Here is a 15,484-nt window from a genome sequence, read left to right on the forward strand (position 1 = left end):
ATGAATTATTTCTGCGGGTACATTTATTGTTCCACACAAGCATAATCCATAGACATACTGCTGTAAACGCTATACAGCCGAAGGTGTTTTGCAAAGGTTTTGCTATCTGAATGATTTAAAAATAAAAATTCCGACCAGACGCGGATACGAGCGACGACGATATATTTTCCCTGGTAATAAACCCACTTTTACCTCACGCGGATACTGGCTAATAAAACAGCAAATGTGATATAGTTCACACATCTTATGTAACGAGAAACATTGTTTCATTCCAGTTCGTCTGTTTTGTCGAGGATGGGTTTTATGGCAACCATTACCACCAGCATGGTGCTCCTGCGCTGGCCGTTATTGAGCGCGGTTTTGATGTTCCTGGCCAGCACGTTAAACATTCAGTTCCGAAAGTCCGACTACGCAGGTCTTGCTGTGATTAGCACCCTGTTAGGGTTAGGCGCCGCATGCTGGTTCGCAACAGGTTTGCTCGGTATTACGCTGGTGGATATAGCCGCCGTCTGGGAAAACATTAAAGTGGTGATGGTTGAAGCCATGAGCCACACCCCACCAGACTGGCCGATGGTGATTACCTGATAGCCTGTTATAAAAAAACCCAGACATTGTCTGGGTTTTTTGTGTTTCACGCGTCTGGATATCAGAACGGGATATCGTCGTCGAAATCCATTGGCGGTTCGTTAGACGGTGCCGGAGCAGACTGCTGCTGCGGACGGGACTGCGCGCCGCCGCTAAACTGATTGCCGCCCTGCGGCTGCTGAGGCTGGCCCCAACCGCCCTGCTGCTGGCCGCCACCTGCCGGTGCGCCGCCGCCCTGACGGCCACCCAGCATCTGCATGGTGCCGCCAACATTCACCACCACTTCCGTGGTGTATTTTTCCTGACCGGATTGATCGGTCCATTTGCGGGTACGCAGTTGGCCTTCAATGTAAACCTGAGAGCCTTTACGCAGATACTCACCGGCCACTTCAGCCAGTTTGCCAAACAGCACAACGCGGTGCCATTCGGTCTGCTCTTTCATTTCACCGGTCGCTTTATCACGCCAGGATTCGGATGTAGCCAGCGTAATGTTGGCAACTGCGCCACCACTCGGCATGTAGCGTACTTCCGGGTCCTGGCCCAGATTACCGACGAGAATCACCTTGTTTACGCCTCTGCTGGCCATGTTCGTGTCTCCTGAATACGTTTCTTAATAGTGTAAACGCGCGAGTGTACCATTTCCATGCGACACTTTGATAGTTGCGTAGCATGTTCCAGAGTTCTCTCGCGGACTCGACATTGTTACACAGTGAATCAGAAAATGCATTCCAATACTGTATATTCAAACAGGTCATTTTGTGTCATAATTAGCCGTTTCTGACAGCCGTTTGTCCTTCAAACAAATCAGGCAATCCGTGTTCCAACCGGGAAAGGTGAATGGATAAGATCGAAGTTCGGGGCGCCCGCACCCACAATCTCAAGAATATCAACCTCATAATCCCTCGCGACAAACTCATCGTCGTGACCGGGCTTTCGGGGTCTGGCAAATCCTCACTGGCTTTCGACACTTTGTATGCCGAAGGACAGCGTCGTTACGTTGAATCGCTCTCGGCGTACGCGCGTCAGTTCCTGTCGCTGATGGAAAAACCGGATGTCGACCACATTGAAGGGTTGTCTCCTGCTATCTCCATTGAGCAGAAATCCACGTCGCATAACCCGCGATCCACGGTCGGTACCATTACCGAAATCCATGACTACCTGCGTCTGCTGTATGCGCGCGTGGGCGAGCCGCGCTGCCCGGATCACGACGTTCCGCTGGCGGCCCAGACCGTCAGCCAGATGGTGGATAACGTGCTGTCGCAGCCGGAAGGCAAACGCCTGATGCTGCTGGCGCCAATCATTAAAGAGCGTAAGGGCGAACATACTAAAACGCTGGAAAATCTGGCAAGCCAGGGCTATATCCGCGCCCGTATCGACGGCGAAGTGTGTGACCTGTCCGATCCGCCAAAGCTGGAGCTGCAAAAGAAACACACCATCGAAGTGGTGATTGACCGGTTTAAGGTACGTGAAGATCTGGCGACGCGTCTGGCGGAATCCTTTGAAACGGCGCTGGAACTGTCGGGCGGCACGGCGGTGGTGTCAGACATGGACGATGCAAAAGCGGAAGAGCTGCTCTTCTCCGCCAACTTTGCCTGCCCGATTTGCGGCTACAGCATGCGCGAGCTGGAACCGCGCCTGTTCTCGTTCAACAACCCGGCGGGCGCGTGCCCGACCTGTGACGGCTTGGGCGTTCAGCAGTATTTCGACCCTGATCGCGTGATCCAGAATCCGGAGCTGTCGCTGGCGGGTGGCGCCATTCGCGGCTGGGACAAGCGTAACTTCTATTACTTCCAGATGCTGAAGTCGCTGGCGGAGCACTACAAGTTCGACGTTGAAGCCCCGTGGGCCAGCCTGAGCGCGAACGTACATAAAGTGATCCTGTTCGGTTCCGGCAAAGAGAACATTGAGTTCAAGTACATGAACGATCGCGGTGACACTTCCGTGCGTCGCCACCCGTTCGAAGGGGTGCTGCACAACATGGAGCGCCGCTACAAAGAGACCGAATCCAGCGCGGTGCGTGAGGAGCTGGCGAAGTTCATCAGCAACCGCTCCTGCGCCACCTGCGAGGGCACGCGCCTGCGCCGCGAAGCGCGTCACGTGTTTGTCGAAAACACGGCGCTGCCGACCATCTCAGACATGAGCATCGGCCACGCGATGGACTTCTTCAACAACCTGAAGCTCTCCGGCCAGCGCGCGAAAATCGCTGAAAAAGTGCTGAAAGAGATCGGCGATCGCCTCAAGTTCCTCGTGAACGTTGGCCTGAACTACCTGACGCTTTCCCGCTCGGCTGAAACGCTCTCCGGCGGTGAAGCCCAGCGTATCCGTCTGGCGAGCCAGATTGGCGCAGGCTTAGTCGGCGTGATGTACGTGCTGGATGAGCCGTCTATCGGCCTACACCAGCGCGACAACGAACGCCTGCTCGGCACGCTGGTTCACCTGCGTAACCTTGGCAACACTGTGATTGTGGTTGAGCACGACGAAGACGCCATTCGCGCCGCTGACCACGTGATCGACATCGGCCCGGGCGCTGGCGTGCACGGCGGACAGGTGGTGGCAGAAGGGACGCTGAAAGACATTATGGCGGTGCCCGAGTCGCTGACCGGCCAGTACATGAGCGGCAAGCGCAAAATTGAAGTACCAAAACAGCGCGTGGCGGCGAACCCGGAAAAAGTGCTGAAGCTAACCGGGGCGCGCGGCAACAACCTGAAGGACGTGACCCTGACGCTGCCTGTCGGGCTGTTCACCTGCATCACCGGCGTGTCCGGTTCCGGTAAATCGACGCTGATCAACGATACGCTGTTCCCGATTGCGCAGACGGCGCTGAACGGCGCGACGCTGGCTGAACCTGCACCGTACCGCGACATTCAGGGGCTGGAGCATTTCGACAAGGTTATCGACATCGACCAGAGCCCGATTGGCCGTACGCCGCGTTCCAACCCTGCGACCTATACCGGCGTCTTTACGCCCGTACGTGAACTCTTTGCCGGCGTGCCGGAAGCGCGTTCGCGCGGCTACACGCCAGGACGTTTCAGCTTTAACGTGCGCGGCGGCCGTTGTGAAGCGTGCCAGGGCGACGGCGTAATCAAGGTTGAGATGCACTTCCTGCCGGATATCTACGTGCCGTGCGACCAGTGCAAAGGCAAGCGCTATAACCGTGAAACGCTGGAGATTAAGTACAAAGGCAAGACCATCCACGAAGTGCTGGATATGACCATCGAAGAGGCGCGCGAGTTCTTTGACGCCGTCCCTGCGCTGGCGCGTAAGCTGCAAACCCTGATGGATGTGGGTCTGACCTATATCCGTCTGGGGCAGTCAGCGACAACGCTGTCCGGTGGTGAAGCGCAGCGCGTGAAGCTGGCGCGTGAGCTGTCTAAACGCGGTACCGGTCAGACGCTGTACATTCTGGATGAGCCGACCACCGGCCTGCATTTTGCGGATATCCAGCAGCTGCTGGACGTGCTGCACCAGCTGCGCGATCAGGGCAACACCATCGTGGTGATTGAGCACAACCTGGACGTGATTAAAACCGCGGACTGGATTGTCGATCTCGGCCCGGAAGGCGGCAGCGGCGGCGGTGAAATCCTCGTCTCCGGTACGCCAGAGACCGTTGCAGAGTGCGAAGCCTCGCACACCGCGCGCTTCCTCAAACCGTTGCTGTAATCGTTACACGGAGAGCTGCTGTCGGATCGTTTCCGGCAGCAGTTCTACCGCCTGTTGATACGACGCATCTACCAGGTAGTAAATTTGCGAATCTGGCAGCGAGCCGTCGAGAAACACCGTACTCCAGTGTGCTTTATTCAGATGCTTGCTAGGCCTGACATCATCGTGCTGCTGGCGCAGTAAATCCGCCAGTTCAGGGCTGGTTTTCAGCGACGCCGCCGGACGGCCTTCTACCTCTTTCACCATCGCAAACAGCACATCCCCCACCTTAACCTGCGTGGCTTTCCAGTCGCTATGGACGCTCTGCTCCGCGCCGGGCTTGCTCATGCAGTACTGAAGTATCTCCGAAATTGTCATCTTTATTCCCCTTGTAGCGTTGCGATAATTTTACGCGAACCACCGTGAATGCGATGCTCTCCCAGCCAGATCCCCTGCCACGTGCCCAACAGCAGCCGTCCGTTGTGGACCGGCAGCATCAGCGAGACGCCCAGCAAAGAGGATTTGATGTGTGAGGGCATATCATCCGCCCCCTCGTAATCATGCTCATACGGGGCGTTATCCGGGACGGTTTTCAGAAAATGCCGCTCCATATCAGACCGGACGGTGGGATCGCAATTTTCATTGAGCGTGAGAGAAGCAGACGTGTGCTGAAGCAGCAGATGCAGCAAACCCGTTTTGACGCGCGACAGGTCGCGGATTTGCCCGATGACTTCGTCCGTCACAAGGTGAAATCCGCGTGGTTTTGCGCTTAAGGTCAGGGTCTGTTGATACCACATGTGCTGCTCCATTATGAAAGGTGAATCTTTCTAAGTGTGCAGCAAGAAAGCGAAAGGTAAAACCCGCGCAGCGAGATTTGCTTAAAAAAGCATTCACCCCGCCGTTAATGCATCAGTATTCAGAGTTAACGATCACCTCTTCACCAAATTTTCCGGCCATCGGCAGCGGTCGGTAGGTGGAGTTCGAGGCGCGTAACACCCTGATGCCTCTGGCTCCCACGTCGTGCGCCGCGGTGATGTCGTTATCTGAATCCCCGTAGAACACTTTGATATTTTTCTTTTCCAGCCACTGGGTTTTGGTGTTTTGCCCTTCCTGGTCCCCGGCAAAAATGACCGGATTCATGCTGGCCGCCGGGATCAGAAAATCATCCTGTAGCGTTTTCGAGACGGTTTCGGTTTTGGTCTGGCTACGTCCGGTCACGAAGTAAATGCTGTCGCCGCGCTTTACGTGCATGGCGATCAGCGCGCGGGCAACCTCTTTCGGGATACTGAACTCATCCCAGCCGTTGTTCATCTTTTCCCAGAATTCCGGGTTTTTCAGATAGGCTTCGCTGTCCGGGGAGTACGTTTTTTTGCCGCGCCAGAAACCGGGGCTGGAGAAGAGAACGGTATCGTCAATATCGAAGCCCACGGCCATCGGCGGGCGACCCGTCAGGCTGTTTTCAATTTGTGCCACTGAAACCCAGTGAATGGGGGCCTGTTCGGCAAGAATGGCGGCGGTGGTGCCGGTGTAAAGCGGCGTGGGTGCAGAAGCCCGCGCAACAACGGTACTATTAAGCGAGAACAATAAGCAGGCGGCGCTGAGCGCCAGTGTGATCTTGCGCATATTTTCCCCTGAATATTCAGTTTGTTATCTTTTTATTTTGAGCGGATGGTCAAAAAACTATCCGACCATAACCCCAGCGGGAGGGGAAGGAAAGGAGTTTTTACTTATGAAGCGGAATAAAAAGAAGACGATCACAAAGTGTGGATGAGTGATGTAGGCCCGGTAAGGCGCAGCCGCCACCGGGCAAGATTTTCTGCGGCCTGATGCCCTCACCCCAGCCCTCTCCCACAGGGAGAGGGAGATAATAAGTAGTGAGTACTTACATCACAGCTGCAAACGCCTGCGCCACGCGCTGGACGTTGCTGGCATTCAGACCCGCCACGCACATACGGCCGCTGGCGATCAGGTAGACACCGAACTCTTCACGCAGGCGATCGACCTGCGCTGCGCTCAGTCCGGTGTAGCTGAACATCCCGCGCTGCTTGAGAAGATAATCAAAGTTATGCCCAGGCACGGCCTCTTTCAGGACGTTAACCAGCTCCTGACGCATCGACAGGATGCGCTTACGCATCGCTTCTACTTCGGCAAGCCAGGACGCTTTCAGTGTTTCGTCACCGAGAACTGTCGCCACCACCTGCGCACCAAAGTTCGGCGGGCTGGAGTAGATACGGCGGACCGTCGCTTTAAGCTGGCCCAGCACGCGGCCCGCCGCTTCAGCGTCTTCACACACCACGGACAGACCGCCAACGCGCTCGCCGTACAGGGAGAAGATTTTTGAGAAGGAGTTGCTGACCAGAGCGGGAAGCCCCGCGCTGGCAATCGCGCGAATGGCGTAGGCGTCTTCCTCCATGCCCGCGCCAAAGCCCTGATAGGCGATGTCGAGGAACGGGATCAGGTTACGCGCCTTCAGTATCTCGATCACCGCATCCCACTGGGCATTGGTGAGGTCCGCACCCGTCGGGTTATGGCAGCACGGATGCAGCAATACGATACTGCGCTCCGGCAGGGTGTTCAGTTTTTCCAGCAGCGCATCAACGCGCACGCCGTTGGTTTCGCTGTCGAACCACGGATAGGTTTCAACCTTAAAGCCCGCGCCCTCGAAGATCGCAACGTGGTTTTCCCACGTCGGGTCGCTGACCCACACGCCGGAATCCGGGAAGTACTTTTTCAGGAAATCTGCGCCTACCTTCAGCGCACCCGAGCCACCCAGCGTCTGGATAGTCGCCACGCGCTTTTGCGCGAGCACCGCGTGGTCGGCACCAAACAGCAGCGGCGCGATAGTGTTGCGGTAGGTGTTTAATCCTTCCATCGGCAGATAAAGCGAAGCACCGTGCGGGGTTGCGTTAAGACGCGCTTCAGCTTCGGCAACGGCTTTCAACTGAGGAATGATGCCGTCTTCGTTGTAGTAAAGACCAATGCTGAGGTTCACTTTGTCGCTGCGAGGATCTTCTTTGAAACGCTCCATCAAGGAGAGGATAGGGTCGCCGGCGTAGGCGTCTACTTTCTGAAACACGCGATGTTCTCCGGATTATTATGAGGCAGGGAATTCAACAATAAACCGGAAGCGGAAGAAGATCGAGGGGATGTTAACAGAAGCGGGATGCACCGCATCCCGCTCATGCTTAGTCGACGTATTTCATCGCGACCCTTGAGGTAAGACGCGTGATAAGTTCGTAAGCACTCACTTTTGTTATTTCAGCAATACGTTCTACCGGCAGGCCTTTGCCCCACATCACCGCATCGTCCCCCGCTTTATCCTGCGCGTCGGGCCCCAGATCAACACAAATCATGTCCATCGCCACGCGGCCGACAATCTTCACTTCACGACCGTTGACCAGCACCGGCGTGCCCGTTGGTGCGGCGCGGGGATAGCCGTCACCGTAGCCCATCGCCACCACGCCAAGACGGGTATCGCGCTCGCTGATCCAGGTGCCGCCGTAACCTACCGGCTCTCCCGCTTTGTGCTCACGCACGGCAATCAGCTTTGAAACCAGCGACATCACCGGCTTAAAGCCAAAGTCCGGCCCCCAGGGTTTGTTCTCCAGTGGCGATACGCCGTAAAGAATGATGCCCGGACGCGCCCAGTCGAAGTGCGACTGCGGCCACAGCAGAATACCGCCGGATGCCGCGATCGAGCGCATCCCCGGTTTGCCTTCGCAGAAGGTGTTGAAGATATCAAGCTGCTGTTCCGTTGCGCCGCATTCAGGCTCATCGGCGCGGGCAAAGTGGCTGACGATGTTTACCGGCTGACGCACATTTTTGCACTGACACAGACGCTGATAAAACGCCTCCGCGCTTTCCGGCCGCACGCCCAGACGGTGCATGCCCGTGTCGAGCTTCATCCAGACGGTGACCGGCTCGCTCAGTTCGGCCGTTTCCAGCGCGGCCAGCTGTTCTTCGTTATGCACCGCCGTGTGCAGGTGCTGATCGGCAATGGTCGGCAGGTCCGAGGCTTCAAAAAAGCCTTCGAGGAGCAGAATCGGTTGCGTAATTCCACCTGCGCGCAGGCGGAGAGCTTCTTCGAGACGGGCGACGCCAAAAGCGTCGGCATCGGGGAGCGTTCGCGCGGTCTCAAGAAGACCGTGTCCGTAAGCGTTCGCTTTCACGACTGCAACGAGCTTACTGGCGGGCGCCAGTTCTCGCAGACGTTGCAGGTTGTGTCGCAGAGCGCGGCGGTTAATAACAACAGTTGCCGCTTGCATTTGAATTCCTTAGAAATTACTCATCATCATATTGAGGACCGGCATAGTTGTCGAAACGCGACCACTGGCCGTTAAAGGTCAGACGTACCGTACCGATGGGGCCGTTACGTTGCTTACCAATAATAATTTCGGCGATCCCTTTCAGGTCGCTGTTCTCGTGATAAACCTCATCACGGTAGATGAACATGATTAAGTCGGCATCCTGCTCGATGGAGCCGGATTCACGCAGGTCGGAGTTGACCGGGCGCTTGTCTGCACGTTGTTCCAGAGAGCGGTTAAGCTGCGACAGCGCCACCACCGGCACGTGCAGCTCTTTGGCTAACGCCTTGAGCGAGCGCGAAATCTCGGCAATCTCCAGCGTACGGTTGTCGGAAAGCGACGGAACGCGCATCAGCTGAAGGTAGTCGATCATGATGAGACCGATGCCACCGTGTTCACGGGCGATACGGCGCGCGCGGGAGCGCACTTCCGTCGGCGTCAGGCCGGAGGAGTCATCAATATAGATGTTCCGTTTTTCCAGCAAAATCCCCATGGTGCCGGAGATCCGCGCCCAGTCCTCATCGTCCAGCTGACCGGTACGGATGCGGGTCTGATCCACGCGCGACAGGGACGCCAGAGAACGCATCATGATCTGTTCAGAGGGCATCTCCAGACTGAAGATAAGCACCGGCTTATCCTGCAACATCGCCGCGTTTTCGACGAGGTTCATTGCAAATGTCGTTTTACCCATCGACGGACGTGCGGCCACGATAATCAAATCCGACGGCTGAAGACCTGCCGTTTTCTTGTTGAGATCGTCATAACCGGTGTTCACCCCCGTCACGCCATCGTGCGGCTGCTGGAAAAGCTGCTCAATACGTGCGACGGTGGCGTCGAGCACATCGGCGATGTTTTTCGGGCCTTCGTCTTTATTCGCACGGCTTTCGGCGATTTTAAAGACGCGGGATTCCGCCAGGTCGAGCAGATCTTCGCTGGTGCGCCCCTGGGGATCGAAACCGGCCTCGGCGATCTCATTCGCCACCGAGATCATCTCGCGGACAACGGCACGTTCACGAACGATATCAGCGTAAGCGCTGATGTTCGCCGCACTTGGCGTGTTTTTTGACAGTTCTGCCAGATAGGCAAATCCGCCGACGCTGTCGAGCTGTCCCAGACGCTCCAGCGATTCTGCGAGCGTAATCAGGTCGATCGGGCTGCCCGACTCCTGCAAACGCGCCATTTCCGTAAAGATGTGGCGGTGCGGGCGGGTATAGAAGTCTTCCGCGACAACGCGCTCGGCGACGTCGTCCCAGCGTTCGTTATCCAGCATTAAACCGCCCAACACCGACTGTTCCGCTTCAATCGAGTGCGGCGGGACTTTTAACCCGGCGACCTGATAATCACGCTCACGAGGTTCAGTCTGTTTGTTGAAGGGTTTGTTTCCTGCCATAGTGAATGGAGTTACCGAGATAAAGAGTGGGTCGAAAGATTACCACATTCTGGAGGAAGCATGGCAACACGTATTGAATTTCACAAGCATGGTGGCCCTGACGTACTCAAAGCGGTGGAATTTACCCCCGCTGCGCCTGGCGAGAACGAAATCCAGGTGGAAAACAAAGCTATCGGCATTAACTACATCGATACCTATATTCGCGGCGGCCTCTATCCGCCTCCGTCGATGCCGAGCGGGCTGGGCACAGAGGCGGCCGGCATCGTCAGCAAAGTGGGCAGCGCGGTTAAGCACATTAAGGAAGGCGATCGCGTGGTGTACGCGCAGTCGGCGCTGGGCGCTTACAGCTCCATCCATAACGTTCCGGCCGAGAAAGCGGCGCTTCTGCCAAATGCGATCGGCTTCGAGCAGGCTGCCGCCTCATTCCTGAAAGGGCTGACGGTCTATTATCTGCTGCGTAAAACCTACGAAATTAAGCCTGACGAGCAATTCCTGTTTCACGCAGCCGCAGGTGGCGTGGGGCTGATTGCCTGCCAGTGGGCGAAAGCCCTGGGCGCGAAGCTGATCGGCACCACAGGCAGCGCGCAAAAAGCGCAGCGTGCGCTGGACGCGGGCGCATGGCAGGTGATCAACTACCGGGAAGAGAGCATCGTTGAGCGGCTAAAAGAGATCACTGGCGGCAAAAAGGTCCGCGTGGTGTATGACTCGGTGGGGAAAGACACCTGGGAATCTTCGCTGGACTGCCTGCAACGTCGCGGGCTGATGGTGAGCTTCGGTAACGCCTCCGGGGCTGTCACCGGGGTGAACCTGGGCATTCTGAATCAGAAAGGATCACTGTACGTCACTCGCCCTTCCCTGCAAGGTTACATCACCAACCGGGAAGAACTTGAGGAAGCCAGCAACGAGCTGTTCTCGCTGATCGCCAGCGGGGTGATTAAAGTGGATGTGGCAGAGGCGCAGAAATATCCGCTGACCGATGCGCAACGTGCGCATGAGGTGCTGGAGAGCCGGGCAACGCAGGGGTCGAGTCTGTTAATTCCCTGAGCCATAAAAAGAAATTGGGCTTCCCGTGGGAAGCCCTTTCTTTTTTTAGTTCGGCTGTATGTAGGGTACAGCTCGATGAATTCTTTAGCGGCAGCCATAGTGACAGATTCGATAAGTAAATCCTATTCTGTTCTAAGGATTGCTGCCGGAAAAGTTGCAGGTATGTGACGTACCCCTCAATACCTTAGTAACGGAAGCGGTTATTACGCTGATAACTGGGCAGTTTTGGTGATTTAATCGCCCGTATGGCCCATACCACCGCAATCGCCAGAAGTAACCACGGCAAGAGTTTAATCGTCAGGGCAAATAAACCGCCGACAAACATCACCACCGTGGCCACAACGAGCGCGGCCAGAATGCCGAGCAGCGACACGCCCGTGACCATCAGCATGATAAAGAAGCCAATCACAAAAAGTAGTTCAAGCATGGTGCTCTCCCACGAGTTCCCGAATGATGCTGCGATCGTTACAAGAATCATGCCAAAAATAAGTTGTTGTTCTGAAAGCAAAACGCCCCGCAATGTGTTGCAGGGCGTGGCGTATTTGACCATCTTTTAGCGAAATTTAACGTTTATCCGCAACCAGACGCAGCGCGTGTTCCAGTACCTCAATATCCGCACCGGCTTTATGCGCGTTCTCGCTGAGATAACGACGCCACTGGCGCGCACCAGGAATGCCCTGGAACAGGCCAAGCATATGGCGGGTAATGTGGCCCAGATACGTACCATGACTCAGCTCGCGCTCAATGTACGGATACATGGCGCGCACTACGGCCACGGGATCGGTGTCAGCACCCTCAACGCCAAAGATTTCCCGGTCAACCGTCGCCAGAATGCCCGGATTCTGATACGCCTCGCGTCCGACCATCACGCCATCCATATGTTCGAGGTGCGCTTTGGCCTCGTCCAGCGACTTAATACCGCCATTGATCGACATGGTCAGGTGTGGGAAATCGCGTTTCAGCTGGTACACGCGCGGGTAGTCCAGCGGCGGGATCTCGCGGTTTTCTTTCGGGCTGAGGCCAGAGAGCCAGGCTTTACGGGCGTGGATGATAAACATCTCGCATTCACCCTTCCCTGATACGGTGTTGATGAAATCACACAGAAACTCGTAGCTGTCCTGGTCGTCTATGCCGATACGGGTTTTGACCGTAACCGGGATAGAGACGACGTCGCGCATCGCTTTGATGCAGTCCGCCACCAGGTGTGCATTTCCCATCAGACACGCGCCGAACATACCGTTTTGCACACGGTCGGACGGGCAACCGACGTTGAGGTTAATCTCGTCATAGCCGCGTTCTTCAGCCAGCTTCGCGCACTGCGCCAGCGCAGCCGGATCGCTGCCACCCAGTTGCAGCGCAACCGGATGCTCCTCTTCGCTGTACGCCATATAATCGCCCTTGCCATGAATAATTGCGCCGGTAGTGACCATTTCGGTGTACAGCAGCGTATGGCGGGAGAGCTGGCGCAGGAAATAGCGGCAGTGTCTGTCCGTCCAGTCGAGCATTGGCGCAATGGAGAAACGGTGTGCAGGGAAAGCGGTCTGGAATTCTGACGACATGGCGAAGTTTTAAGCATCTGGTGGAAAAGGGGCGCTACTATAGCATAAAGAAAAGCCGGAGGCGCAGCGCCTCCGGTGGACTTTAGAACGTCATGCTCAACTGTGCCCCTGCGCCCCAGGTCTCGTCTTCGCCATAAAGCCCCATCAGGTCAACGTGGACGGCGTTGAACGGCGCGAAACCGACACCGCCGGTAAAGACGTTGCTGTCGTTCCCTTTCATATCCGCACGATAACCGGCGCGTACTGCCAGCCAGCTCAGCGGCGTGACTTCGGCACCGACGCCAACGTACTGGGAGGTGTCTTCGCTTTTAAAGCCCTTGGTTTCGGTCAGATCGCCGTCTGCGGTAAGCGTGACCAGATCGTTATGCCAGGCGGCCCCGGCAGTGACGACAGGACTAATTTGATAGGTATCGCGTACCCCATCCACTTCTTTGGTGTCGATATCGCGAGAGAAGAGATTCTGACCGGTCAGGCCGACCGTCCAGTTTTCCCCAAAGTCTGCCGCAAGGCCAGCATCAACGTTAAACCCGGTGTCATCATTGCGGTAACGGCTACTGTTTATATCATCACTGTCAAAGTTGTAGATAGAAACGGTGTAGTTATAAAGCCATGTTTTTTGTAGCTTCGGGGTGATGCCGACGGAAACCGGCACACCGCTAAGATCAAACTGACGTGCGATTGCAACACCATAATCCGAAACGATTGCTGCACGGCCATACCCTTTTGATTTGAGATCATTCGGGTTAACGCCAAATACGGCAACGGGCGTAGCCTCTACTAAACGTAGCTTATCGATATCGCCCTGATCGATATAAGAGCTCACGCGTGCACGCGCATTGGCTTTCGCTACAAAAGCGACTGAAAGTACATCATTAGGAATGCTTACGGCGATCCCCCCTCCTGCTTTACCGCTGGCGGTTTTCCCTTTCAATGAATCCAGTTGATCGGCAAGATCGCCTGCCGCCGAAGAGACCTGCAAAGAGGCAGGGCTTGAAGGGTTAAAAAGATCGACAGGATTAATATTATTCAGTGTGCTGCGATAGTTATTCACATCATCACTGATGTCATCAATCTTATCCCGAAGATTGTCTTTATCTGAAATCTGCGCACCAATGGACGGCAGGATCACAGTGACACTATCGTCCGGTTTAGATTTTGCCAGCAACGCGGGGTTGATTAACGCCCCGCTGCCATAGCTCCCTGCCGCGACACCCGTTCCGCCCATTGCGTCGCTACGCGCTTCCGTCCAGGTATTGGCTGCTCCCGCCTGATTTGCCATAAAAAAGGAGACAGCGATGCTAACCATCGAAAATTTAAAATGTTTTTTCACAGTGTGCTCGTAAATAGTTTGTTATTAGTTAACCCTGTCTGTTATCACCCAAACAGGAACGAACTATTGCTGTGAATAAGTGCAAAAAGACCCGCTATTTCCTTAAGTTAAATTCCATCCCGGCCTGTTGTAATATGTGACGACCATCAATATTTATAGAAGAGGAAATTATTTTCGCCCAGGTTTTCCATCGTGCGGCCCAAAAAACTGAGGCGGATGGTCGACCCAGCGGTCTTCGCGCGTCGCGGCATACACCGGATTGAGCGGATAGTAGATACGGTTATGTTTTTTATTGGCCTCACCCACCACCAGTAAGCGCACCTCTTCATCGGTATTGTTGATAAAGGTGTGACACACGCCCGTCCCTGCTGGAAATCCCACGCTGTCCCCGGGTTCGAGCTTCCATAAATAGCCATTGATCCAGGCCTCAGGGTAACCCTCCAGAACGTAAACAAACTCCTCTTCGTCGCTTTCCGCATGCGGATAAGATGTGCGGCGTCCGGGCGGCAGCCGTTCATGCTGAATACCAATGCGGCCGAGACCCAGTTTGCGGGCCAGCGGCGCGCCAATAGAAAAACGTTCGTTGCTGTCAGGATACGTTGCGTCATCAGCGCCTTCCACGTCCCGCCAGTGCCGAATACAGTCAGGTCTTTTCATTTTGCGATCTCCTGATTTGCGATGCGTCAGGTATAGCACAGCCTGGCGGATCTCGGTGTTTTTAGCAGAACATGATAAAGTGAGAGTTTTCACCCCTTACCACATCCGAGGTGCCCGATGGACAAGTCCACAAAAGAGCTGTTAGCGCAAGCTGAAAAGCTGTGCGCGCAACGCAATGTGCGCCTGACCCCGCAGCGCCTTGAGGTACTGCGTCTGATGAGCCTGCAACAGGGCGCCATCAGCGCCTACGATCTGCTCGATCTGCTGCGTGAAAGCGAGCCGCAGGCGAAACCGCCGACCGTTTATCGGGCGCTGGATTTTCTGCTGGAGCAAGGGTTTGTGCATAAAGTGGAATCAACAAACAGCTATGTGCTGTGCCATCTTTTTGACCAGCCAACTCACACGTCCGCCATGTTTATCTGCGATCGCTGTGGTGTGGTGAAGGAAGAGTGTGCGGAAGGTGTGGAAGATATTATGCATACGCTGGCAGCCAGAATGGGCTTTGCGCTGCGCCATAACGTGATTGAAGCCCACGGCTTATGTTCTGCCTGCGTGGAGGTGGAGTCATGCCGTCATCAGGATGACTGTCAGCACGATCACTCTATCCTGGTGAAGAAAAAGCCGCGTTAAAGCCAAAGAAAAAGGCGGCTCAGGGCCGCCCTTGGGGATAGTACCGGTTACCAGCGGTAGTCGTTACGGGTTTCCCAGTCTTTGACTTCGTTTTCCGCCTGATCTTTTTCGTAACCGTAGCGCTCCTGGATTTTACCTACCAGCTGATCGCGCTTACCTTCAATGACGGTCATATCGTCATCTGTCAGCTTACCCCACTGTTCTTTCGCTTTACCTTTGAATTGCTTCCAGTTGCCGCCGATTTCGTCTTTATTCATAATCGTGTCCTCGTGTTAAGCGTCTATGAGTATCGCCCGCTACGTTCTTTTCTGCTGGACGTGATTATTATTGTAGTTAAGGATTCGGT

At 55.4% G+C, this 15,484-nt stretch carries 16 protein-coding genes; 4 read left to right on the forward strand and 12 right to left on the reverse strand.

Annotation, left to right across the window (positions count from 1 at the left end):
• Positions 1-303: 303 nt before the first annotated feature.
• Positions 304-585 (forward strand): YjcB family protein, encoded by a 282-nt coding sequence (locus DD597_RS22335; protein WP_003860282.1) that lies wholly within the window; start codon positions 304-306, stop codon positions 583-585.
• Positions 586-646: 61 nt separating this feature from the next.
• Here the strand turns inward: DD597_RS22335 and ssb1 are convergent, their stop codons facing one another.
• The gene (gene ssb1 / locus DD597_RS22340) at positions 647-1,171 is read right to left on the reverse strand and encodes a single-stranded DNA-binding protein SSB1 (protein ID WP_003860284.1); all 525 of its coding nucleotides are present in this window, start codon (positions 1,169-1,171) and stop codon (positions 647-649) included.
• 251 nt (positions 1,172-1,422) lie between these two features.
• On the opposite strand from ssb1, the gene uvrA reads away from it, so the two are divergent.
• Entirely contained in the window at positions 1,423-4,245 is a 2,823-nt protein-coding gene (gene uvrA, locus DD597_RS22350; protein ID WP_003860287.1) for an excinuclease ABC subunit UvrA, read from the forward strand.
• Positions 4,246-4,248: 3 nt separating this feature from the next.
• On the opposite strand, the gene DD597_RS22355 is transcribed toward uvrA, so the two are convergent.
• From DD597_RS22355 to dnaB, 6 genes are all read right to left on the reverse strand, one after another.
• On the reverse strand, positions 4,249-4,602 hold the full coding sequence (locus DD597_RS22355) for an MmcQ/YjbR family DNA-binding protein (RefSeq protein ID WP_063944872.1): 354 nt from the start codon (positions 4,600-4,602) through the stop codon (positions 4,249-4,251).
• Between the two features lie 2 nt (positions 4,603-4,604).
• Positions 4,605-5,021, reverse strand: a complete 417-nt coding sequence (locus DD597_RS22360; protein WP_022650227.1) for a secondary thiamine-phosphate synthase enzyme YjbQ — start codon at positions 5,019-5,021, stop codon at positions 4,605-4,607.
• A gap of 112 nt (positions 5,022-5,133) precedes the next feature.
• Positions 5,134-5,847, reverse strand: a complete 714-nt coding sequence (aphA, locus tag DD597_RS22365; RefSeq protein WP_003860292.1) for an acid phosphatase AphA — start codon at positions 5,845-5,847, stop codon at positions 5,134-5,136.
• A gap of 259 nt (positions 5,848-6,106) precedes the next feature.
• Entirely contained in the window at positions 6,107-7,300 is a 1,194-nt protein-coding gene (tyrB, locus tag DD597_RS22370) for an aromatic amino acid transaminase (protein WP_127675623.1), read from the reverse strand.
• A 109-nt stretch (positions 7,301-7,409) separates the two neighbouring features.
• On the reverse strand, positions 7,410-8,489 hold the full coding sequence (gene alr / locus DD597_RS22375; protein WP_063864504.1) for an alanine racemase: 1,080 nt from the start codon (positions 8,487-8,489) through the stop codon (positions 7,410-7,412).
• 16 nt (positions 8,490-8,505) lie between these two features.
• Positions 8,506-9,918 (reverse strand): replicative DNA helicase, encoded by a 1,413-nt coding sequence (dnaB, locus tag DD597_RS22380; protein ID WP_003860298.1) that lies wholly within the window; start codon positions 9,916-9,918, stop codon positions 8,506-8,508.
• Positions 9,919-9,978: 60 nt separating this feature from the next.
• Here dnaB and DD597_RS22385 point away from each other — a divergent pair, with 60 nt between their 5' ends.
• Positions 9,979-10,962, forward strand: a complete 984-nt coding sequence (locus tag DD597_RS22385) for a quinone oxidoreductase (RefSeq protein ID WP_003860300.1) — start codon at positions 9,979-9,981, stop codon at positions 10,960-10,962.
• Between the two features lie 184 nt (positions 10,963-11,146).
• On the opposite strand, the gene pspG is transcribed toward DD597_RS22385, so the two are convergent.
• The 4 genes from pspG to DD597_RS22405 form a co-directional block, all read right to left on the reverse strand.
• Entirely contained in the window at positions 11,147-11,389 is a 243-nt protein-coding gene (gene pspG, locus DD597_RS22390) for an envelope stress response protein PspG (protein ID WP_003860302.1), read from the reverse strand.
• Between the two features lie 136 nt (positions 11,390-11,525).
• Positions 11,526-12,521 (reverse strand): tRNA dihydrouridine(20/20a) synthase DusA, encoded by a 996-nt coding sequence (gene dusA, locus DD597_RS22395; RefSeq protein WP_129256591.1) that lies wholly within the window; start codon positions 12,519-12,521, stop codon positions 11,526-11,528.
• 82 nt (positions 12,522-12,603) lie between these two features.
• Positions 12,604-13,851 carry a conjugal transfer protein TraF gene (traF, locus tag DD597_RS22400; protein ID WP_003860305.1) on the reverse strand — a complete coding sequence of 416 codons (1,248 nt, stop codon included), beginning with the start codon at positions 13,849-13,851 and terminating at the stop codon, positions 12,604-12,606.
• Between the two features lie 168 nt (positions 13,852-14,019).
• Positions 14,020-14,508 (reverse strand): cupin domain-containing protein, encoded by a 489-nt coding sequence (locus DD597_RS22405; protein ID WP_129256592.1) that lies wholly within the window; start codon positions 14,506-14,508, stop codon positions 14,020-14,022.
• Positions 14,509-14,625: 117 nt separating this feature from the next.
• Here DD597_RS22405 and zur point away from each other — a divergent pair, with 117 nt between their 5' ends.
• A complete protein-coding gene (gene zur, locus DD597_RS22410; RefSeq protein ID WP_003860309.1) occupies positions 14,626-15,138 on the forward strand; it encodes a zinc uptake transcriptional repressor Zur in 513 nt (170 codons plus the stop codon).
• 47 nt (positions 15,139-15,185) lie between these two features.
• Here the strand turns inward: zur and DD597_RS22415 are convergent, their stop codons facing one another.
• Positions 15,186-15,395 (reverse strand): CsbD family protein, encoded by a 210-nt coding sequence (locus DD597_RS22415; RefSeq protein ID WP_003860314.1) that lies wholly within the window; start codon positions 15,393-15,395, stop codon positions 15,186-15,188.
• Between the last annotated feature and the right edge of the window lie 89 nt (positions 15,396-15,484).

Origin of the sequence: Enterobacter cloacae complex sp. 677-3DZ2D5B (assembly GCF_004136695.1) — a bacterium.
Classification (GTDB): Bacteria; Pseudomonadota; Gammaproteobacteria; order Enterobacterales; family Enterobacteriaceae; genus Enterobacter; species Enterobacter hormaechei_C.